Below are 19,782 nucleotides of genomic sequence, written 5' to 3'. Positions count from 1 at the left end.
CGTTGGCGTTAACGTAAAAGGACCCGGTCATGAAACTTGTCGGTAGTTACACCAGCCCGTTTGTGCGCAAAATCTCCGTGATGCTGCTCGAAAAAGGCATCACGTTTGAATTCATCAATGAGCAGCCGTATGCCGAAGAAAACGGCATGGCGCAGTACAACCCGCTCGGGAAAGTGCCGGCGCTGGTGACTGACGAGGGCGAGACCTGGTTTGATTCGCCGATCATCGCGCAGTATATCGAGCTGCTGGATGCCCCACCGGCGCTGCTGCCTCAGGCGCCGCTCGCGGCGCTGAAAGTGCGTCAGCTGGAGGCGCTGGCGGATGGCGTGATGGACGCGGCGCTGGTATCGGTGCGCGAACAGGCGCGTCCGGCGGCGCAGCAGTCGGAAAACGAGCTGTTGCGCCAGCGCGAGAAAATCAACCGCAGCCTGGATGCGCTGGAAGGCTATGTCGCCGACGGTACGCTGAAGGCTGATGAACTGACGCTCGCCACCATCGCTGTCGGCTGCGCCATCGGTTATCTTAACTTCCGCCGCGTGGCGCCGGGCTGGTGTGCGCAGCGCCCGCATCTGGTGAAGCTGGTGGAGGCGCTGTTTGCCCGCGAAAGCTTCGCGCGCACCGAACCGCCGACCGCCTGAGCCGCCGCGTACAAAGGGCGGCGAAACCGCCCTTTGTTGCGCTTGCTGCAAGCGGGGACTGAACTGCCGCACGATTCCTGCTAAATTATCGCCACGTTTTATCCAGGTTTATGCACGCCATGACGACCGATTCCCGTCTGCTTTACAGCCAGCTTCCCGCTACCGACCGCCTGCTGCGCGACCCCGCATTCCAGCCGCTGCTGGATACCTACGGCCATACGCGCGTGGTCAACACCCTTCGCGCGATGCAGGACGAGGCGCGCACGGTTATTCGCGAGCATCAGGCGCTGCCGGCGTGGTGCGACGGCTGGCCCACGGAGGCCGCAGCCCGGCTGCGACGCGCCGCGCAGAGCGCGCTGCGCCCGGTCTTTAACCTCACCGGGACGGTGCTTCACACCAATCTTGGCCGCGCGTTACAGGCGGAAGAGGCGGTGGAGGCGGTCGCCCGCGCCATGCGCTCGCCCGTGACGCTGGAGTATGACGCTGATGGCGGCGAGCGCGGTCACCGCGACCGCGCGCTGGCGGATCTGCTCTGCGAGCTGACCGGCGCGGAAGACGCCTGCATCGTGAATAACAACGCGGCGGCGGTGTTGCTGATGCTGGCGGCGCTGGGCGCGGGCAAAGAGGTTATCGTCTCGCGCGGCGAGCTGGTGGAAATCGGCGGCGCGTTTCGCATTCCGGATGTGATGCGCCAGGCAGGCTGCCAGCTGGTGGAAGTGGGCACCACCAACCGCACGCACCTGAAAGATTATCTTGAGGCCGTCAACGAGCAGACCGCGCTGCTGATGAAAGTCCACACCAGCAATTATCAGATTGAAGGCTTTACCAAAGCGGTGGAGGCGGGCGAGCTGGCGCAGGCGTCGACGGTTCCGGTGATTGTCGATCTCGGCAGCGGTTCGCTGGTGGATCTCAGCCTGTATGGCCTGCCGAAAGAGCCGATGCCTCAGGAGGCGCTCGCCGCCGGGGCGAGTCTGGTGAGTTTTTCCGGTGATAAACTGCCGGGCGGGCCGCAGGCGGGGATTATCGTCGGCAGGAAAGCGCTGATCGCCGCGCTGCAAAAGCACCCGCTTAAGCGCGCTCTGCGCGCCGATAAAATGACGCTGGCGGCGCTCGACGCCACGCTGCGTCTTTATCTGCACCCGGAAAAACTCGCGCAACGCCTGCCGACGCTGCGGCTACTGACGCGTCAGGCGGATGACATCAGCGCGCAGGCGCAGCGCCTGCGACCGGCGCTCGACGCCCGCTATGGCGACGAATTTCTGGTTGAGGTGATGCCCTGCCTGTCGCAGATAGGCAGCGGCTCGCTGCCGGTAGACCGGCTACCCAGCGCCGCGCTGACGTTCACCCCGCGCGACGGGCGCGGCAGTCGTCTTGAGGCGCTGGCGGCCCGCTGGCGTCGACTGCCCGTGCCGGTAATCGGCCGGGTGGGCGAGGGGCGCTTATGGCTCGATTTACGCTGTCTTGAAGATGAAGCAGGAGTGATGGAGATGTTGTTGCAATGATTATCGCCACCGCCGGTCACGTGGACCACGGCAAAACGACGCTGCTTGAAGCGCTGACCGGCATCAACGCCGACCGTCTGCCGGAAGAGAAAAAACGCGGCATGACTATCGATCTCGGCTACGCCTACTGGCCGCAACCGGACGGGCGCGTTATCGGTTTTATCGATGTGCCGGGCCATGAAAAGTTTCTCGGCAATATGCTGGCGGGCGTCGGCGGCATCGATCACGCGCTGCTGGTTGTGGCGTGCGACGATGGCGTGATGGCGCAGACCTGCGAGCATCTCGCTATTCTGCAACTGACCGGCCAGCCGACGCTCACCGTGGCGCTGACCAAAGCCGACCGGGTGGATGAGGCCCGCGTGGGGCAGGTGCGGGAAGAGGTACAAGCGACGCTGCGGGCGTCTGGCTGGCACGACGCCTGCCTGTTTGTGACGGCGGCGACCGCAGGCGCAGGCGTGGACGCGCTGCGCGACCATCTGCGCCAGTTACCGGAGCGCGCGCACCCTGGCGGACAGCGTTTTCGCCTGGCGGTCGATCGCGCGTTTACCGTTAAAGGGGCGGGGCTGGTGGTGACTGGCACCGCGCTTTCCGGCGAAGTGAATGTCGGCGATACGCTGTATCTGACCGGCGCGAATACGCCGATGCGCGTACGCGGCCTGCATGCGCAGAATCAGCCGACGGAGCGCGCGTTTGCCGGGCAGCGCATCGCGCTCAACATCAGCGGCGACGCGCAAAAAGCCGATATACGGCGTGGGGACTGGCTGCTGACTGACGCGCCGCCGCAGACCGTGGAGCGAGCCATTGTCACGCTCGACCGTCACGCGCCGCTCCAGCAGTGGCAGCCGCTGCATATTCACCATGCCGCGAGCCACGTCACCGGGCGCGTCTCGCTGCTGGCAGATGATCTGGCGGAGCTGGTGCTCGACATGCCGCTGTACCTTGCCGACAACGATCGGCTGGTGCTGCGCGATATCAGCGCGCGGCAGACGCTGGCGGGCGCGCGGGTTGTCACGCTGGAAACGCCGCGCCGCGGCAAACGCCAGCCAGAATTTCTCGCGTTCCTGGGGCAGCTTGCGGGCGCGCAGAGCGACGCCGACGCGTTGCGGCTTCACGCCGCGCGCGGCGCGGTGGCGCTTGCGACATTCGGCTGGGCGCGCCAGCTGTCCGCCCCTGCGCTCGATACGCTGGCAGGCGGCGCGGATTATCTCCAGGCGAGCGGCTATCTGCTGAGCGGCGAACTGGCCTCACGCTGGCAGGAGAAGCTGCTTGCGACGCTCGCCCGCTACCATGACACCCACGGCGAAGAGCCCGGCCCTGGCCGCGAACGCTTGCGGCGTATGGCGCTCCCTTCCGAGCCGGAGCCGCTGGTACTGGCGCTGACAGAGAGAATGCGCCGCGACGGGCAGATAGCAAGCCGTGAAGGCTGGCTCCATCTGCCGGGCCATAAGGCGGGCTTTAGCGAGGCGCAACAGGCGCTGTGGGCGAAAATCCACGGCCTGTTTGGCGATGAACCCTGGTGGGTGCGCGACCTGGCGCGCGAAGCGGGTGAAGAGGAGCAGGCGATGCGCCAGCTATTGCGGCTCGCCGCCCAGCAGGGCTTTATCACCGCGATCGTGAAAGATCGCTACTACCGTCACGATCGCATCGTGGCGTTCGCCGATCTGATCCGCACGCTCGATCGCGAAAAAGGCGCGACCGTCGCCGCCGATTTTCGCGACAGCCTGAACGTGGGCCGTAAACTGGCAATTCAGATTCTGGAATATTTCGACCGCATCGGCTTTACGCGTCGTCGCGGTAATGAACATCTCCTGCGCGACAGCGCGCTGTTTAATTCCACGTTATAACACGGGAAATATCGCGAATTTTGGGGAATATATATTGGATAAATATATATTCCTCTTCTTTTAATTATCGCCTGAATAATCATTACTGGTTTCGGTAACTGTTTTATTTTATGGTGCTTTTTATCTGCTAATTGCCGTTTATTCACGGCGTCTCGCTTTTTTCACATGGCTATGCGGTGTATTTTCTCAGACTCATTTCATTCATTAAGGATAATGAGTATGACGGCGTCTGTGTTTTATATTCCCTCAGTTAATATGATTGGCATGAACAGTCTCGACGAGGCTTTAAAAGCCGCCAGCGAATATGGCTATCGCAATGCGCTGGTAGTGACGGACGGTATGTTGTCGGCGCTTGGTATGGCGGGCCAGTTGAAAGAGATGCTGGCGCAGAAAGGCATTCACAGCGTGATTTTCGACGGCACGCACCCGAATCCGACCACCGAGAACGTTGAAGCCGGTTTAACTCTGCTACGCGCCCACCGCTGCGACTGCGTTATTTCACTTGGCGGCGGCTCGCCGCACGACTGCGCGAAAGGCATCGCGCTGGTGGCCACTAACGGCGGCGATATCCGCGATTACGAAGGCGTCGACCGCTCCCGCAAACCGCAACTGCCGATGATTGCCATCAATACCACGGCGGGTACGGCGTCTGAGATGACGCGCTTTTGCATCATCACCGATCCGGAGCGGCACGTGAAAATGGCGATTGTCGATAAGCACGTGACGCCGGTAATGTCAGTCAACGATCCAGCGCTGATGATGGGCATGCCGAAATCGCTCACCGCCGCGACGGGCATGGATGCGCTGACCCACGCGATTGAAGCCTATGTCTCTACTGCCGCCACGCCGATTACCGACGCCTGCGCGCTGAAAGCCATCACCATGATTGCCCAATCGCTGCCGCAGGCGGTGGAAGAGGGCGATAATGTCGAGGCGCGCGAAGCGATGGCCTGGGCGCAGTTTATGGCCGGTATGGCGTTTAACAACGCGTCGCTGGGGTATGTGCATGCGATGGCGCATCAGCTGGGCGGCTTTTACGATCTGCCGCATGGGGTGTGCAACGCGGTGCTGTTGCCGCATGTGCAGCGTTTTAACAGCCGCGTGGCGGCCCACCGGTTGCGCGACTGCGCGGCGGCGATGGGCATCGACGTGCGCCGCCTGAGCGACGCCGAAGGGGCCAACGCCTGCGTCGCCGCCATTTGTCAGCTGGCCCGTCAGGTAAATATTCCCGCCGGCTTGCGGGAGCTGAAAGTGCGCGAGGAGGATATCGCGCAGCTGGCGCATAACGCGCTCAAAGACGCCTGCGGGTTAACCAATCCGGTTCAGGCGAGCCACGCGGAGATCATGGCGATTTACCGCGCGGCGATGTAATGCTCATGCCCCGCTGCGGCGGGGCTACGATTTCTGTTTCGCCAGCCACACCGCGCCGAGGCGTCCAGCCTGGTTGCCGAGCTGGCAGGGCTGAATCGGCACCTGGAGCGCATCCCAGAAGTTGTATTTTTCAAGGCTGCGCCCGAGCATCGGATAGAGATCTTTTTGCTGACTGATACCGCCGCCAATCAGCACCACCTGCGGATCATAGAGCGACACCACGCTGTAGACGCCGCGCGCCAGATAATCGACCCAGCGCTCCACCACCTCTCGCAGATGCACATCGTTACCCATGCGCTCAAAAATCTCTTTGCCGTGCAGCGGCGCGTCGGAAGGCAGCGCAAGCGCCTGACGGCTCGCCTCCACCAGCCCGCGCGCCGAGGCGATCTGGTGCATGTTTTCGCCGTTATCGCCCACCGGGATCACGCCGAACTCGCCTGCGCGAAAGTGCGCGCCGCGCAGCAGCTCGCGATTCAGAATAAGACCGCCGCCGATGCCGGTGCCGATGGTCATGCAGATAAACGAGTCGTAACGCTGGCCCGCCCCGCGCCACATCTCGCCGAGCGCCGCGCAGTTCGCGTCGTTTTCCACCGTGACCGGCAGCGACGTCAGTTCGCCGAAGAGCTCCAGCAGATTACAGTCGTCGAGAAAATCGAGCGCGCCCGCTTTCGGCACATGGCCGGTGCCGGGGTTGATATAGCCGGGAAAACTGACGCCGATGCCCGCAATCTCCTCCTGCTGCTGATAATGCTCAACCACATTGCGCCAGGCGTTTTTAAAGGCTTCGGGATCGTAGTGGGTGTCATATTCGTCGCTGGAAAGTTCTTCGCCCTCTTCGGTTATCAGGCCGTGTTTGATATGGGTGCCGCCTACGTCAAAGCCAATAAATTTACGCATGGGTTTTCCTTGTATGACCAACCGGGTTCCATCTTTGAGTATGGCGCACCTGACAAAACGCAACGTAAAGGAAGGTAATGGACCGCAATTTCTGGTGAATATCGCGCGCGCCGCGATTGTGGTTAAGTAACGGCGGATGTGAACAGAGGCGGACGTGTGGATATTTCAGGTTTCGTGCTGGCGATTGCGCCGGTGGCGCTCTCTCCCGGCGCCAGTTTTACGCTTGCGATGAACAATGTGATTCACCGGGGGCTTGCCGGCGTGTTCAGCGTTATCACCGGGACGATGGTCGGGATCTACATTCACGCCTCGCTGGTGGGGCTTGGCGTGACGCAATTGCTGGTACGCTACCCGCCGGCGATGAAAGCGTTACAGCTGGCGGGCACGCTCTGTCTGCTCTGGCTGGCGCTGCGGCTTATCGTCAGCGGCATTCAGGCCTGGCGCCGCCCTCAGCGCAGCGTGGAGATCCGCGGCGCGGGCATGAAAGAGGCGCTGTTCGCGAACCTGTTTAACATCAAGGCCATCCTGCTCTGGCTGACCGTGGTGCCTGCCTTTGCCGGCCCGGCCTTTGCGCATTATCTGGTGCTCGCCAGCGTGCATGTCGCCATGATGGCGACCTGGCTGCTGATGTGCGCCGGGGCTATCATCTTCACCGCCCGCCGCTTTTCGGTGCGCTGGCTGAAAGTCGTCGTCGATACCGGCGGCGGCGCGTTTCTGCTGGCGCTGACGCTCTCGTCCGCGCTCGCGCTGTTGAAATAAGCGGGGCCATGCCCCGCCTGCGTTACGGGCGCTCGTCAACCCAGACGCGCATCTCGCCCTCTCCCCGGTTGGCCCAGCTGAACCACGGAATAAACGTGAGTGTCTGCGGCGTGGCTTCTGTCGGCGCGCGATCATAGTGCCAGAGCGGCTGCGATTCTGGCTCTGCGCTCGCCTGACGCCAGCCTTCGGCCTGAATCAACACCTGCCTGGCGAAAATGCCTTTTCCCGGCATTTCACGAAAGGCGGCCGTGGCGGGCAGGCGCAGGTTATGCAGTTCGCTGCCGTTGTCAGCCTCTTCCAGGCAGTAGATCAATGGCCCACGCTGAACCGCCACTTTGCCCGCGACGTGGCGCGCCAGCGGATTGCCGTAAACGCGTCGCACGGGCATCGGCAGCGTCAGCGTCAGGGTGTCGCCCTCCTGCCAGGCGCGACGCAGCCAGAGATAGCCTTTACGCGTGTCGCCTTCGCAAGGGCTGCCATTCAGCATAACGCGCGGCGCGTCGCACCAGTCCGGCAGGCGAAGCGCCAGGGTGTGCTCTACCGGCTGCGGTGAATCGATATGGATCTGCACTTCTTCATGCCACGGAAAATCGCCGCTGACGCGCAGGCGCAGCGTGCCCTCACCCACTGGCAGCTCGACGCGGTTGCCAATATAGAGGTTGATAAACAGCGCGTCCTCCCGCGCGGTGTAGAGATAATGGCCGAGCGACGTCAGCAGGCGCGCAATGTTCGGCGGACAGCAGGCGCAGCCGAACCAGCGCTGGCGCACCGGTTTGACGTGGTCGTAGATATGGTTGAATTTGAGCGTTTTCGGATGCACTTCCAGTGGATTGACGTAAAAGAAGTGTTTGCCGTCCAGCGCCATGCCGCCCAGTACGGTGTTATAGAGCGCGCGCTCCATGACGTCTGCGTACTGGCTGTCGCCTTCCATCTCCAGCATCCGGCGCGCAAACATCATCAGGCCAATCGAGGCGCAGCTTTCCGCATACACCGTGTCGTTGGGCAGGTCGTAGTCGGAGCTGAACGCTTCTCCGCTGCTCTGCGCGCCGATACCGCCGGTGATATAGAGCTGACGGCGCGCCATGTTCTCCCACAGCCGCAAACAGGCCTGACGTTTTTCTTCATCGCCGCTCAGGCGCGCCAGATGGGCGACGCCCGCCATCAGGTAGACGAAACGCACCGCGTGGCCCACCGCGCGATCCTGCTCCGTCAGCGGCTGATGCGCCTGACTGTAGGCTTTGTCCTGCACCATCCAGGCCGGGCCGTAGGTGTTCCAGTATGAGGTACGGCCGCGCTTTTCATATTCGATATCGTAAAAGTGCGGCTGCGTCCCGCGCTGCTCGATAAAGTAGCGCGCCAGTGCCTGATAGCGCGGCTCCTGCGTGGCGTCGTACAGGCGCATCAGGGCCAGCTCTATCTCCGGATGTCCCGGATAACCGTGGAGCTGGTTTTCGCCTGGCCCAAACACGTCGCTGATATGGTCCGCCAGACGACACACCACGTCCAGCAGGCGGCGCTTGCCGGTGGCCTGCCAGAAGGCGACGCCTGCTTCAATCATATGGCCCGCGCAATAGAGTTCATGGCATTCGGCAAGGTTTGTCCAGCGCTCGCCGGGCGCCTTCACGGTGAAATAGGTATTCAGATAGCCGTCATCGCACTGCGCCGCGGCAATCAGCGCAATCACCTCATCCGCCGTTTTTTCCAGTTCCGCGTCCGGCTTCTGGCACAGCGACCAGGCGACCGCTTCCAGCCATTTCGCCACGTCGCTGTCCTGAAAGACCATGCCGTAGAACTCGCCGTGATCAAGGCCCGCGGCGAGGCGGAAGTTGGCGATGGCATGGCTCGGCTCCGCCTCGGGTAGCCTGTCGTTCAGCGCATCCCACTGATAAGGAATGACCACATCGCGCACCAGTTGCTGATACTGGCCGAGAAAAGGGTCGGTGATTTTCAGGTGATGCAGATCCATTTCCCGCACGTCTGGCTGAGTCATTACGTTCTCCTTCAGGACTGTTGCACGTGGCGCTGACGCAAATCGCCGGAAATGCGCGCCATGAGCGGATTATTGAGTTTGCACCAGCGAATCGAGATCGCCAGCAACAGGTGGAACAGGGCAGGCAGGAGGCTCTCCATCGCGGTCATCCCCTGGAGCGAGGCCGCAGTCTGGTTGCCTGCGCCGGGCTGGTAGGCCACCAGAATAAACACCAGGCTGATAATGCCGGCGCTGGATGCCCAGGCGAGCTTGATGAAAAAGAGGTTAAAAGCGAAATTCATCCCGGAGGAGCGCACGCCGGTTTTCCATTCGCCATAGTCGTCGGCAAACGCCATCAGGGCGAAGTGCAGCGGCAGCGTAAAGCCAAGAAGGATGCCATTGCCGAGGATCACGCCAAGCCACAGGCTCTGATGCGCCGGGCCTGCGGGCAGCAGCCACATCATCGCCGCCAGCGCCGCCAGGATAAGATTGGTGTAGAAATAGAGCCTAACGGTGTCGAAACGGCGCGAAAGTGGGCTGATTATCATGGCGCCCAGAATGGCGGCGAACGTCACCATAGTAAAAAACAGCGAGGTATACGCGGTGCTGCCCTGGAGCACATACGTGATGAAATACATATAGCCGCCGCCGCGAATGTTAAACACGTTAATCAGCAGAAATGACATCACCAGCATCAGCAGTAGTTGATCATTATTACGCAGCCCGGCCAGATGCTCGCGCAGCGTAAATTTGCCCATCAACGCCAGCGATACGCGTTCGCGTACCCAAAAAAAGCAGCACAGGAACATCACCACGGCCAGGCCGCAGAGTACGCCTACCCCGAGCTGCCAGCCACGGGCAACATTGCCGTCGCCCAGCGCTTTCACCAGCCACGGCAGCCCCACCGAGACCAGAAACCCTGCCACGCCGCACAGCACAAAACGCCACGACTGGCAGGCCAGCACTTCGTGGTGGCGCGTGGTCATGGTGTTGATGAGCGCGCAGTACGGCACGTTAATCGCGGTATACCCGACAGAAAGCAGCAGATAAGTGCCGAACGCCCAGGCGATTTTGACGCCCATGCCCGCCTCCGGCACCGTGAACGTCAGCACGCCGATAATGCCGATGGGCAACGCTACCCATAGCTGCCACGGGCGGAAGCGGCCCCAGCGGCTCTGGGTGCGGTCGGCGATGACACCCATTACCGGGTCGGAAACCGCATCAAAAATGCGCAGGGCGATGAACAGCGTCCCCACCAGCGCGGGCGTCAGGCCGAAGACGTCGGTGTAAAAGAAGGTTAAAAAATTCATGATCAGGCAGGTGATAATCGTGCCGCCCGCATCACCTAATCCGTAGCCGATTTTTTCCCGGAGCGACAGCTTATCGTTAATGGCCGTGACGGAAATATCCGCTGTCGTAGCAGAGGTAGCATTCATGAGTAACGCCTCGCGTTATCGGGTGAGTTATGCCAGAAATAAAACCGCGTCATTTGCTGGGTTAGCGTGTCACTGGCCAGTAACGTTATTTATTCTGCACGCGATACGCGGGGTAACAAGGCAACGAGAAAGTATAAAAAAGGGACGATTCCGACCTGGGTGCAAATTTGTGAGGCAGATCCCTCCGTGCGCAAAAAAATCAGGCCGCAGGCCGCTTGCCGCTAAAATCAGGAAGCAGATACTGTCGTCGGTGGGTTCTATATGTTTGATATTTTGTTAAATATTCCGGTGAGGGTACAAAACGGCGGACGGTTTATCTCCCGCGGCGTCGGCCAGCATCCGGCGCGCAGGCTCGACTCATGGGAAATTATCTTTGTCGAAAAAGGGACGCTTACGATCCGCGAAGAAGAGACGGTATTTGAGGTCAATGCCGGAGAAAGTTTACTGTTATGGCCGGGCAGAAAGCATCAGGGCGTCGGTATTTTCCCGCCCGAGTTGAAATTTTACTGGCTGCATTTTGAGTATCATCCTACGGCTGAAAATAACCCTGGATGCGATTTATCTTTATTGTCGATTCCCCAACACTGCCGGGCGCGCGAGCCGCAACACATTATTTCACTGTTCCGCCAGTTTCTGAATGAACAGGAGAATATCGCGCGCACGCTGGCGCTGGAAATGATCCTGCTGCTGATACTCCAGCAATTGGGCGTCGGCGCGGGCGATGCCCAGCCTGCCGAGGGCAATGGCGCAGCGCTCGCCTGGAAGGCGCAGCAGCTTATCCGTACGCAGTATCATCTGCCGCTCTCTACCTCGACGCTCGCCGCCAGCCTGCACTGTAACGCTGACTATCTGGGCCGCGTCTATCGTCAGACATTTCATCTGACCATTACCGCGGCGCTGCAGCGTCAACGTGTAATCGCTGCGGAAAAACGGTTGATTAACGATTCTCTGTCGCTGTGCGAGGTGGCGAAAAGCTGCGGCTTCCCGGACGTCGGGTATTTCCGTCGGGTCTTTCGCCGCCACCACGGCCTCACGCCCGCCGCGTGGAAAAAACGCTACTGCAAAGAGCATATCAATTCCGACTAAATATTTGTCCCGATGATGTCACAGTAAAAATCATTCCAGAAGGCGGCCCGCAGAAGGGAAATTCCCCTTGTGCAAACGTTGCCGCGCATGTTTCGACACGCCAGCGTGTTGCGTTAATGGTACGCCGTTGACGTACTTTTCTGTGGGGCTAACACCGTTCAGTGGCGTAGGCGATATGCTCTTTATTGAAACGGAAATCTTTACCCGGGCCGTTACAAACCCTTCTTAATGATCCGGGGCCTGCGCGTGCGTTGCCGCGCGCCATCGCCAGAGGCCCACAGCGCGTGATTTCAGCCCTGGCTTCGGAACGCTTAATCGTGATGTTGTTTCAGGGAGAAGTGAAGTAGCCCGCCCTGAAAGCGCGGGCTACAGGCAAGTTACTCGCCTTCGCCGGGGAACAGGAACGGGTTGATGGAGCTTCGGGCGAAGCCTTCTTGCTCCATGCGGGCGTCAAGCACCAGCGAGGCCAGGTCATCCGCTACCGCTTCGACGTTCGGGTCTTTTTCCTGGTAGAGAATTTTCAGGTAAGTGCCGCAGTCGCCGCAGCTTTCGGCTTTGATCGACGCCTGCTCGCTCTCCAGTGACCAGTAGTGCAGATCGCGGGTCTGCTCGCAGTTGCTGCACTTGATGCGCACCACGTGCCATTCCGTTTCGCACAGATTGCAGTGCAGGTAGCGCAGCCCCTGGCTTGAGCCGATATGCACCATGCTTGAAACCGGCATGCTGCCGCAGACCGGGCAGAACTGCCGCGCTTCGCCATATTCCGCACGGGCTTTGCCGGGAATGAGGCTTGCCATCTGCGCCCAGTAGAGCGAGAGCGCGGCCCAGATAAACGGCGCTTTATCGCTGCTTACCGCGCTGAAGTCAGCGCTGAACAGCGCGCTTGCCATCGCTTCCAGCTCCTGCGCGGAGGCTTTTTCGAGATTCTCGATAACCGCCAGCGCCGGGCCGCTCATCTCCGGCTTCAGCTCGGCAATCAGCGACTGCAACAGCTTCTGCCAGTGCGCATCGCGCGGCAGCACGTGAATATCCAGCGGGGGTTTGCCCTGTTCCGCCGCTGCTTTAATGCGGGCCGTTAAATCCATCTCCAGCGGGTGGTCATACAGCACCACTTCCTGGGCATGTGCGATCAGCGCGGCAAAACGCAGGTAATCGCCCAGAGGGTTGTTTTCAGCCAGCTCGCGCAGACGGGCGGCGCGGCGGTTATACAGGTTTTTCAGTCTGGGGAACAATAACGGCGGAATCACTTCCGCCGTGCGTTTATCGCTCTTCTCCAGCTGGTCTTGCGGGATGATGCGAATACTCATTCAGTCGATTTTTCCTGTTTCTCGCGCACTTCGCGATACCAGCGCGGGTGATGTTTCTTCGCCCAGGTTTTGGTAACCCAGCCTTCCACCATGGCGGTAATGGTGCCTTTGACCCACAGGGCCGCGTAAATATGCACCATGATAACCACAATCAAGGCCACCGCGGCAAATGAATGCGCCAGCAGCGCCAGGCGAATCACCGGGATGGGGAACATCGGCGCGAACCACGGACGCCAGATAACCACGCCGCTTGCCAGCAGCAGCAGCAGCAGCAGGATGGCCGCCCAGAAGACGCACTTCTGACCGAAATTATAGCGCCCGGTATCGCCCACTTCCTCGTTCATGGCGATTTTGTGGATATTTTTCGCCCACAGAATATCGTCACGGTTAATGAGGTTGTGGTGCCAGTAACGCAGGAACATCAGCATGAACGAGGCGAACATCACCACCCCAACGAAGGGGTGGAGGATGCGCGCCAGCTGCGGCGTGCCGAGAATGTTCATCAGCCAGTTGAAGGAGGGGAAAAAGAACCCCAGCCCGCTCACCGCCGCCAGCACGAAGGCGAAGGCGGTGATCCAGTGGTTGATTCGCTCTGGCGCGCTGTAGCGCACGATGGTGTCACGTCTTTTCATTTACGCACCTCATCATCGTCATGGTGCAGGTTTTCATCATCTTCCTCGGCGCGGTTCGGACCGATACCGACGTAGTGGAAGACGCTGGCTGCGAAGGTCGCCGCGAAGCCGATGGCCGCGAGCGGTTTCCAGATGCCTTTCCAGAACTTAACGGCTTCACTGATTTCCGGGTTCTCCGGCAGACCGTGATACAGATTCGGCTTGTCGTTGTGGTGCAGCACATACATTACGTGCGTACCGCCAACGCCTGCCGGATCGTACAGGCCCGCGTTTTCGTAACCACGGGTTTTCAGCTCCGCCACGCGCTCGCCGGCCAGCTGTTTCATATCCTCTTTGGAGCCAAAGTGGATAGCGCCGGTCGGGCAGGTTTTCACGCATGCCGGCTCCTGGCCCACGGTCACGCGATCCACGCACAGGGTGCATTTGTAGACGCGGTTATCTTCCGGGTTCAGGCGCGGTACGTCGAACGGACAGCCTGCGATGCAGTAGCCGCAGCCGATGCACTGTTCAGACTGAAAATCGACGATGCCGTTAGCATACTGAATGATAGCCCCTTCCGACGGACACGCCTTGAGGCAGCCCGGATCGGCGCAGTGCATACAGCCATCCTTGCGGATAAGCCATTCCAGTTTGTCGTTCTGCTCGACTTCCGAGAAGCGCATCACGGTCCATGACTTGGCAGTCAAATCCGCCGGGTTGTCATACACCCCGACGTTATGACCGACCTCGTCACGCAGATCGTTCCACTCCGAGCACGCCACCTGACAGGCTTTACAGCCGATACAGGTGGTCACGTCGATAAGCTTCGCCACTTCCTGCTGGTGGTCCCGCGCCTGAGGCGCGGGCGTGAAACCGTTAGTCGCGGAACGACGGATAATGTCTTGAGATTGATAAGCCATAAGTCGTCTCCGTTACACCTTTTCCACGTTCACCAGGAACGCCTTAAATTCCGGCGTCTGTGTGTTGGCGTCGCCCACAAACGGCGTCAGCGTGTTGGCGATAAAGCCTTTCTTCGCGACGCCTTCGTACCCCCAGTGGATCGGAATGCCGATGGTATCTACCTGCTTGCCGTCCACGTTAAGCGTGCGAATACGCTTGGTCACCACCGCCTTGGCTTTGATATAGCCGCGGTTGGAGGAGACTTTCACGGTGTCGCCCTGCGCGATGCCAAGCTTGCCGGCGAGTTTCTCGCCAATCTCCACAAACTGCTCCGGCTGCGCGATGGCGTTCAACAGCGCATGCTTGGTCCAGTAGTGGAAATGCTCGGTCAGACGGTAGGTCGTACCGACATACGGGAATTTATCGGCTTTGCCCATCGCTTCCAGATCGCCTTTGAACACGCGCGCCGCCGGGTTAGACACCACGTTCGGGTGCAGCGGGTTGGTGCCAATCGGCGTCTCGAACGGCTCGTAGTGTTCCGGGAACGGGCCTTCGGCCATTTTATCGATGGCGAACAGGCGGCCCATGCCTTCCGGCTGCATGATAAACGGACCGACATCACTGCCCGGAGGCGCGGTGCTGTAATCCGGAATATCGGCGCCGACCCACTTGCCGTTGGCGTAAGACAGCAGCTGACGTTTCGGGTCCCACGGTTTGCCCTGCGGGTCCGCGGAGGCGCGGTTATACAGGATGCGGCGGTTAAGCGGCCATGCCCATGCCCAGCCCAGCGTATTGCCAAGGCCCGACGGGTCGGCGTTGTCGCGACGCGCCATCTGGTTGCCGTCCGGCGTCCAGCTCCCCGCGAAGATCCAGCAACCGCTCGACGTCGTGCCGTCATCACGCAGGTGCGCGAAGGTGCCAAGCTGATCGCCTTTTTTCGCCAGAACCTTGCCGGTAACCGGGTCAATGATGTCCTCAAGCGCTTTACCGTTGCTCTCCATGGCCACTTCTTCCGGCGACGGGTTTTCCGGCGTCGAATAGTTCCAGGTCATATTGAGCACCTGTTCCGGACAGGCGCCGCCCTCTGCGGCATACATCTTGCGAAGGCGCAGGAAAATACCGGCCAGGATTTCGCCGTCGTTCAGCGCTTCGCCCGGCGCGTCCTGACCTTTCCAGTGCCATTGCAGCCAGCGGCCAGAGTTAACGATAGAGCCGTTCTCTTCAGCAAAGCAGGTGGAAGGCAGGCGGAACACTTCGGTCTGAATGCTCGCGGTATCGACATCGTTCTGCTCGCCGTGGTTCTGCCAGAACGTGGCCGTTTCGGTGTTGAGCGGATCGATAGTCACCAGGAATTTCAGCTTAGAAAGCGAGGCGACCACTTTGTTTTTGTTCGGGAACGAGGCGACCGGGTTAAAGCCCTGGCAGATATAGCCGTTGACCTTGCCCTGATGCATCATCTCGAAATATTGCAGGACGTCGTAGCCTTTGTCCCACTTCGGCAGCCAGTCGAAGCCCCAGCTATTCTCGGCCGTCGCTTTATCGCCATAGAAGGCTTTCATCAGCGAGACGAAGAATTTCGGGTAGTTGCCCCAGTAGTTCACCTGGCCTTCCAGCAGCGGTTTCGGCGTGTTGGCGGTCAGGTAAGTCTGCAGATCGGCTTGTTTTTCGCTTGGCAGCGTCATGTAGCCTGTCAGGCTCTGGGTCAGCAGGCCGAGGTCGGTCAGGCCCTGAATGTTGGAGTGTCCACGCAGCGCATTCACGCCGCCGCCCGCCATGCCCATGTTGCCCAGCAGCAGCTGGATCATAGCCATAGTACGGATGTTCTGGGCACCAACGGAGTGCTGCGTCCAGCCGAGCGCATACAGGAACGACGCGGTTTTGTCGTGCACGCTGGTTTCGGCGATGTATTCGCAGACTTTCAGGAAGTCGGCTTTCGGCGTACCGCAGATATTTTCCACCACATCCGGCGTATAGCGGGAGACGTGCGTTTTCAGCAGGTTCCAGACGCAGCGCGGATGAGAAAGCGTGGTATCGCGTTTGGCGAAGCCTTTTTCGTCCAGCTCATAGTGCCAGCTGGTTTTGTCATATTTGCGTTTTTGCGCGTCGTAGCCGGTGAACAGGCCGTCATCGAAACCGTAATCCTCACGCACGATCAGGCTGGCGTTGGTGTAAGCCTCGACATATTCGCGGTTAAACTTGTTGTTGTTCAGCAGGTACAGCAGTACGCCTGACAGGAAGGCGATGTCAGTACCGGAGCGGATAGGCGTATAGAAATCGGCCACCGACGCCGTGCGCGTAAAGCGCGGGTCAATTACGATAAGCTTCGCGCCATTGTGGATCTTGGCTTCCATCGCCCAGCGGAAACCCACCGGGTGCGCTTCTGCCGCGTTCCCACCCATCACAACGATGAGGTTGGCGTTCTTCATATCAACCCAGTGGTTGGTCATCGCACCGCGACCAAATGTTGGAGCAAGACTTGCTACCGTTGGTCCGTGTCAGACACGCGCCTGGTTATCCACGGCTAACATGCCGAGGGCGCGGGTAAATTTCTGGGTTAAATAGCCGGTTTCGTTACTTGACGCGGAGGCGCACAGCATACCGGTGGAGAGCCAGCGGTTAACGGTGGTGCCTTCAGCATTTTGCGCGATGAAGTTAGCGTCGCGGTCTTCTTTCATCAGTCTGGCGATGCGATCGAACGCGTCTTCCCAGCTGATACGCTGCCATTTGTCGGAGCCTGGCGCGCGGTATTCCGGGTACTTAAGACGGGATTCAGAATGGATAAAATCCACCAGACCTGCGCCTTTCGGGCAAAGCGCCCCGCGGTTTACCGGATGATCCGGATCCCCTTCGATGTGGAAAATCGTGGATTTTGCGTTTTTCGCGCCGTCGCCGAGGCTATACATCAAAAGCCCACAGCCAACGGAGCAGTACGTACAGGTATTACGGGTTTCGCGGGTGCGCAGCAGTTTATATTGCCGTGTTTCCGCCAGCGCGACGCTGGGGGCAAATCCCAGTGCGGCTGCCGTGGTGCCTGCCATACCGCCAGCGCAGATCTTAAAGAACTGCCTTCTGCTGACCTGCATGGATTGCTCCTTGTTCAGACATTGTCACAAAGTAAGTCGTATGGTTTTTCTTTTGCGGATGCCGCCGCATCGGTTCACAATCGTAATTCCCTTCTTAACGAGGAGGGATTAGGCGCAACAGAATACCACAATGTTGCTGAGGCTGTTTCAGACGGTTAATAAAAAGTGAATAAGAACCATCCAGAACTGTTGCAAAACGTGACCGACGTCACCGCCGCTCGTTCCCTTCCGCTCTGGAAAAGAGAGAATCTCACCACCACACAGCCGGACTGGCTGGCGGAAGAAGTGCCGGTAGCGCTGGTCTACAACGGTATATCCCACGTCGTGATGATGGCGTCTCCCAAAGATTTGGAAATCTTCGCCCTTGGATTTTCTTTATCGGAAGGAATTGTCGAATCTTCACACGAAATTTACGGCATGGATATTATCCATGGGTGTAATGGTATCGAAATTCAGGTGGAACTTTCCAGCCGTCGCTTTATGGGGCTTAAAGAGCGGCGGCGCAATCTGGCCGGGCGTACCGGCTGCGGCGTCTGCGGTGTGGAACAGCTGAACGATATCGTGCGGCCTCTGGTGCCGCTGCCGTTCACGCAAACTTTCGCGCTTGATAATCTCGACGGCGCGCTGCGCGCGCTTGCGAGCGTTCAGCCCGTTGGCGAGCTGACAGGCTGCACCCACGCCGCCGCCTGGCTCACGCCGCAGGGCGAGATCGCCGGCGGGCATGAAGATGTCGGGCGTCACGTCGCGCTCGATAAACTGCTGGGCCGCCGCGCGCGCGAAGGCTGGCAGCAGGGCGCGGTATTGGTTTCAAGCCGCGCCAGCTATGAAATGGTGCAGAAAGCCGCCACCTGCGGCGTGGAGATCCTCTTTGCGGTCTCTGCCGCCACCACGCTTGCGGTAGAGGTCGCCGCGCGCTGTAACCTGACGCTGGTGGGCTTCTCGCGCCCCGGCCGCGCCACGGTGTATACGCATCCGCAGCGCCTGATGATGGGGAATGCAAACGGGCAATAATTGTTCAGTTTTTCTGACAAACAATGGCAAATCCTTCCGCTTTTGGTTTGCGGTGTGCAGGGCTAGTATTACACACATCGAAGGCAATGCGCCTTCTCACTTAAAACAGACCTGAAGGAATATTGCCATGAAAACTATCAAATCTTTTGTTGCAGTTATGACCCTTGCTACCGCTTTCGGCGCGTTCGCTGGCCAGTCCGTCACCGCGACCGACACCACGCTCTCCGGCGCTGAAGCCAAAATCGCCGCGCAGGCGGAGCAGCTCGGTGCGACGTACACCATCACCGAAGCGTTCACCGGCAACCAGGTCCATATGACCGCCGAACTGAACAAATAATCAAGAAGTTGTCGAAAGAGCGCCTGCGGGCGCTTTTTTTATGGCATGCCCGCCAGGCGCAGCAGCGCCGTCACCACTGCCGCGGCGACGATCACCGCAATTAAAGGCGCTTTACGCCAGGCCAGGAAGACTGCGAACGCCACGCCCAGTACTCTCGCCATCCCCGCAACGCTTTCACCTTCATAAAAGGTGGCCGCCAGCGCCACAGCAAATAACAGCGTCGTCGCCGCGTCAGAGAGCAGCGCCTGCGCGCGTTCGCTCAGCGCGAGCTTATTGCCAAGCTTCGCCCCGCCAAAGCGCATCAGATACGTGCCGACGGAAAGCACGGCGATACCGGAAAGCGTCATCATGGTGCTCGCCATTATTTCCTCCTCATGAGTAAACCGGCCAGAGAGAGCAGCACCGGCAGCCCTACCGGGGCGAACGGCACGGCGGCGAGCGAGAGCGCCGCGCCGCTGCCCGCGCGGATAAGCGTGGTCTTATTCTTCAGGGCGGGCAGCACCAGCGCCAGCAGGATTGCCGGGAAAACCGCATCAAGGCCGATAGTTTCCGGCGCGGGCAGCAGCGCGCCCATCGCCACGCCGATAATCACGCCGAGCGGCCAGCATAGCGCCACGCCAAGCCCGCACAGCCAGTAGGCGGCTTTGCGCGTCTCGGGCGTCGCCTGCGATAAACCGAACACCACGCTTTCGTCATTCATAATGTGCGAGCCGAGCAGCCGCATCGCGCCTTTACCGACCAGATCCCGCACCGTGATGCCAAACGGCAGATGGCGGGCGTTAACCAGCAAACCCGCCGCCGCCGCGGCAAGCGGGCTGCCGCCGCTTGCCACAATGCCGATAAAAATAAATTCTGACGCGCCCGCCAGCACAGAGACCGACAGCAGCAGCGGCACCCACAGCGCGAAACCGTACGCCATCGCCAGCGTGCCGTAAGAAATGCCGACCACGCCGACCGCCAGACAGACCAGCGCAATAGCCTTTATAATGTCGCCTTTCAGGCAGGCGAAACGTTGCATCACCATACTTTTT

General features: G+C 60.0%; 17 protein-coding genes. 8 read left to right on the top strand and 9 right to left on the bottom strand.

Annotated features, from left to right (window positions below; genetic code table 11):
• The first annotated feature begins 29 nt into the window (after positions 1 to 29).
• From AFK63_RS17840 to yiaY, 4 genes are all read left to right on the top strand, one after another.
• Complete coding sequence (locus tag AFK63_RS17840; protein WP_038866093.1) at positions 30 to 638, top strand: glutathione S-transferase; 609 nt, start codon at positions 30 to 32, stop codon at positions 636 to 638.
• 119 nt (positions 639 to 757) lie between these two features.
• The gene (gene selA / locus AFK63_RS17835; RefSeq protein ID WP_038866090.1) at positions 758 to 2,140 is read left to right on the top strand and encodes an L-seryl-tRNA(Sec) selenium transferase; all 1,383 of its coding nucleotides are present in this window, start codon (positions 758 to 760) and stop codon (positions 2,138 to 2,140) included.
• Complete coding sequence (gene selB / locus AFK63_RS17830; RefSeq protein WP_038866088.1) at positions 2,137 to 3,984, top strand: selenocysteine-specific translation elongation factor; 1,848 nt, start codon at positions 2,137 to 2,139, stop codon at positions 3,982 to 3,984. The genes selA and selB overlap by 4 nt, the downstream gene beginning before the upstream one ends.
• A gap of 219 nt (positions 3,985 to 4,203) precedes the next feature.
• Positions 4,204 to 5,355 carry an L-threonine dehydrogenase gene (yiaY, locus tag AFK63_RS17825; RefSeq protein WP_038866085.1) on the top strand — a complete coding sequence of 384 codons (1,152 nt, stop codon included), beginning with the start codon at positions 4,204 to 4,206 and terminating at the stop codon, positions 5,353 to 5,355.
• 24 nt (positions 5,356 to 5,379) lie between these two features.
• On the opposite strand, the gene AFK63_RS17820 is transcribed toward yiaY, so the two are convergent.
• The gene (locus AFK63_RS17820) at positions 5,380 to 6,252 is read right to left on the bottom strand and encodes an ROK family protein (RefSeq protein ID WP_038866083.1); all 873 of its coding nucleotides are present in this window, start codon (positions 6,250 to 6,252) and stop codon (positions 5,380 to 5,382) included.
• 156 nt (positions 6,253 to 6,408) lie between these two features.
• Here AFK63_RS17820 and AFK63_RS17815 point away from each other — a divergent pair, with 156 nt between their 5' ends.
• Positions 6,409 to 7,011: a LysE family translocator gene (locus AFK63_RS17815; protein WP_038866082.1), complete on the top strand. Its 603-nt coding sequence runs from the start codon at positions 6,409 to 6,411 to the stop codon at positions 7,009 to 7,011.
• A gap of 22 nt (positions 7,012 to 7,033) precedes the next feature.
• On the opposite strand, the gene AFK63_RS17810 is transcribed toward AFK63_RS17815, so the two are convergent.
• The gene (locus AFK63_RS17810) at positions 7,034 to 9,001 is read right to left on the bottom strand and encodes a glycoside hydrolase family 127 protein (RefSeq protein WP_038866080.1); all 1,968 of its coding nucleotides are present in this window, start codon (positions 8,999 to 9,001) and stop codon (positions 7,034 to 7,036) included.
• A gap of 11 nt (positions 9,002 to 9,012) precedes the next feature.
• Entirely contained in the window at positions 9,013 to 10,416 is a 1,404-nt protein-coding gene (locus AFK63_RS17805; protein WP_038866077.1) for an MFS transporter, read from the bottom strand.
• A 261-nt stretch (positions 10,417 to 10,677) separates the two neighbouring features.
• On the opposite strand from AFK63_RS17805, the gene AFK63_RS17800 reads away from it, so the two are divergent.
• Positions 10,678 to 11,502 (top strand): AraC family transcriptional regulator, encoded by an 825-nt coding sequence (locus AFK63_RS17800; RefSeq protein WP_038866074.1) that lies wholly within the window; start codon positions 10,678 to 10,680, stop codon positions 11,500 to 11,502.
• Positions 11,503 to 11,879: 377 nt separating this feature from the next.
• Here AFK63_RS17800 and fdhE read toward each other — a convergent pair whose 3' ends face one another.
• Genes fdhE through fdnG form a run of 4 tightly spaced genes read right to left on the bottom strand, consistent with a single transcriptional unit; the run spans position 11,880 to position 17,403 of the window.
• Positions 11,880 to 12,809, bottom strand: coding sequence for a formate dehydrogenase accessory protein FdhE (fdhE, locus tag AFK63_RS17795; protein ID WP_038866071.1), 930 nt, complete (start codon positions 12,807 to 12,809; stop codon positions 11,880 to 11,882).
• Positions 12,806 to 13,441, bottom strand: a complete 636-nt coding sequence (fdoI, locus tag AFK63_RS17790; RefSeq protein ID WP_038866069.1) for a formate dehydrogenase cytochrome b556 subunit — start codon at positions 13,439 to 13,441, stop codon at positions 12,806 to 12,808. The genes fdhE and fdoI overlap by 4 nt, the downstream gene beginning before the upstream one ends.
• Positions 13,438 to 14,340 carry a formate dehydrogenase subunit beta gene (gene fdxH, locus AFK63_RS17785; RefSeq protein ID WP_007711061.1) on the bottom strand — a complete coding sequence of 301 codons (903 nt, stop codon included), beginning with the start codon at positions 14,338 to 14,340 and terminating at the stop codon, positions 13,438 to 13,440. Before fdxH ends, fdoI begins: the two co-directional genes overlap by 4 nt.
• A gap of 12 nt (positions 14,341 to 14,352) precedes the next feature.
• On the bottom strand, positions 14,353 to 17,403 hold the full coding sequence (fdnG, locus tag AFK63_RS17780; protein WP_144420913.1) for a formate dehydrogenase-N subunit alpha: 3,051 nt from the start codon (positions 17,401 to 17,403) through the stop codon (positions 14,353 to 14,355).
• 165 nt (positions 17,404 to 17,568) lie between these two features.
• On the opposite strand from fdnG, the gene fdhD reads away from it, so the two are divergent.
• Both fdhD and AFK63_RS17765 read left to right on the top strand, forming a co-directional pair.
• Positions 17,569 to 18,414, top strand: a complete 846-nt coding sequence (gene fdhD, locus AFK63_RS17770; protein WP_038866066.1) for a formate dehydrogenase accessory sulfurtransferase FdhD — start codon at positions 17,569 to 17,571, stop codon at positions 18,412 to 18,414.
• 127 nt (positions 18,415 to 18,541) lie between these two features.
• Positions 18,542 to 18,751: a YdgH/BhsA/McbA family protein gene (locus AFK63_RS17765; protein ID WP_007711067.1), complete on the top strand. Its 210-nt coding sequence runs from the start codon at positions 18,542 to 18,544 to the stop codon at positions 18,749 to 18,751.
• A gap of 38 nt (positions 18,752 to 18,789) precedes the next feature.
• Here AFK63_RS17765 and AFK63_RS17760 read toward each other — a convergent pair whose 3' ends face one another.
• Entirely contained in the window at positions 18,790 to 19,113 is a 324-nt protein-coding gene (locus AFK63_RS17760) for an AzlD domain-containing protein (RefSeq protein WP_038866144.1), read from the bottom strand.
• Positions 19,113 to 19,775 carry an AzlC family ABC transporter permease gene (locus AFK63_RS17755; protein ID WP_053531588.1) on the bottom strand — a complete coding sequence of 221 codons (663 nt, stop codon included), beginning with the start codon at positions 19,773 to 19,775 and terminating at the stop codon, positions 19,113 to 19,115. The genes AFK63_RS17760 and AFK63_RS17755 overlap by 1 nt, the downstream gene beginning before the upstream one ends.
• Positions 19,776 to 19,782 lie beyond the last annotated feature (7 nt).

The organism is Cronobacter muytjensii ATCC 51329 (assembly GCF_001277195.1).
Classification (GTDB): domain Bacteria; phylum Pseudomonadota; class Gammaproteobacteria; order Enterobacterales; family Enterobacteriaceae; genus Cronobacter; species Cronobacter muytjensii.
This window is presented reverse-complemented; position numbering and strand designations above follow the sequence as displayed.

Bases quoted from the DNA above. Each gene is read 5' to 3' on its own strand.
- AFK63_RS17840 (WP_038866093.1), top strand. From the start codon at position 30: ATGAAACTTGTCGGTAGTTACACCAGCCCGTTTGTGCGCAAAATCTCC.
- selA (WP_038866090.1), top strand. From the start codon at position 758: ATGACGACCGATTCCCGTCTGCTTTACAGCCAGCTTCCCGCTACCGAC.
- selB (WP_038866088.1), top strand. From the start codon at position 2,137: ATGATTATCGCCACCGCCGGTCACGTGGACCACGGCAAAACGACGCTG.
- yiaY (WP_038866085.1), top strand. From the start codon at position 4,204: ATGACGGCGTCTGTGTTTTATATTCCCTCAGTTAATATGATTGGCATG.
- AFK63_RS17820 (WP_038866083.1), bottom strand. From the start codon at position 6,252: ATGCGTAAATTTATTGGCTTTGACGTAGGCGGCACCCATATCAAACAC.
- AFK63_RS17810 (WP_038866080.1), bottom strand. From the start codon at position 9,001: ATGACTCAGCCAGACGTGCGGGAAATGGATCTGCATCACCTGAAAATC.
- AFK63_RS17805 (WP_038866077.1), bottom strand. From the start codon at position 10,416: ATGAATGCTACCTCTGCTACGACAGCGGATATTTCCGTCACGGCCATT.
- AFK63_RS17800 (WP_038866074.1), top strand. From the start codon at position 10,678: ATGTTTGATATTTTGTTAAATATTCCGGTGAGGGTACAAAACGGCGGA.
- fdhE (WP_038866071.1), bottom strand. From the start codon at position 12,809: ATGAGTATTCGCATCATCCCGCAAGACCAGCTGGAGAAGAGCGATAAA.
- fdoI (WP_038866069.1), bottom strand. From the start codon at position 13,441: ATGAAAAGACGTGACACCATCGTGCGCTACAGCGCGCCAGAGCGAATC.
- fdxH (WP_007711061.1), bottom strand. From the start codon at position 14,340: ATGGCTTATCAATCTCAAGACATTATCCGTCGTTCCGCGACTAACGGT.
- AFK63_RS17765 (WP_007711067.1), top strand. From the start codon at position 18,542: ATGAAAACTATCAAATCTTTTGTTGCAGTTATGACCCTTGCTACCGCT.
- AFK63_RS17760 (WP_038866144.1), bottom strand. From the start codon at position 19,113: ATGGCGAGCACCATGATGACGCTTTCCGGTATCGCCGTGCTTTCCGTC.
- AFK63_RS17755 (WP_053531588.1), bottom strand. From the start codon at position 19,775: ATGGTGATGCAACGTTTCGCCTGCCTGAAAGGCGACATTATAAAGGCT.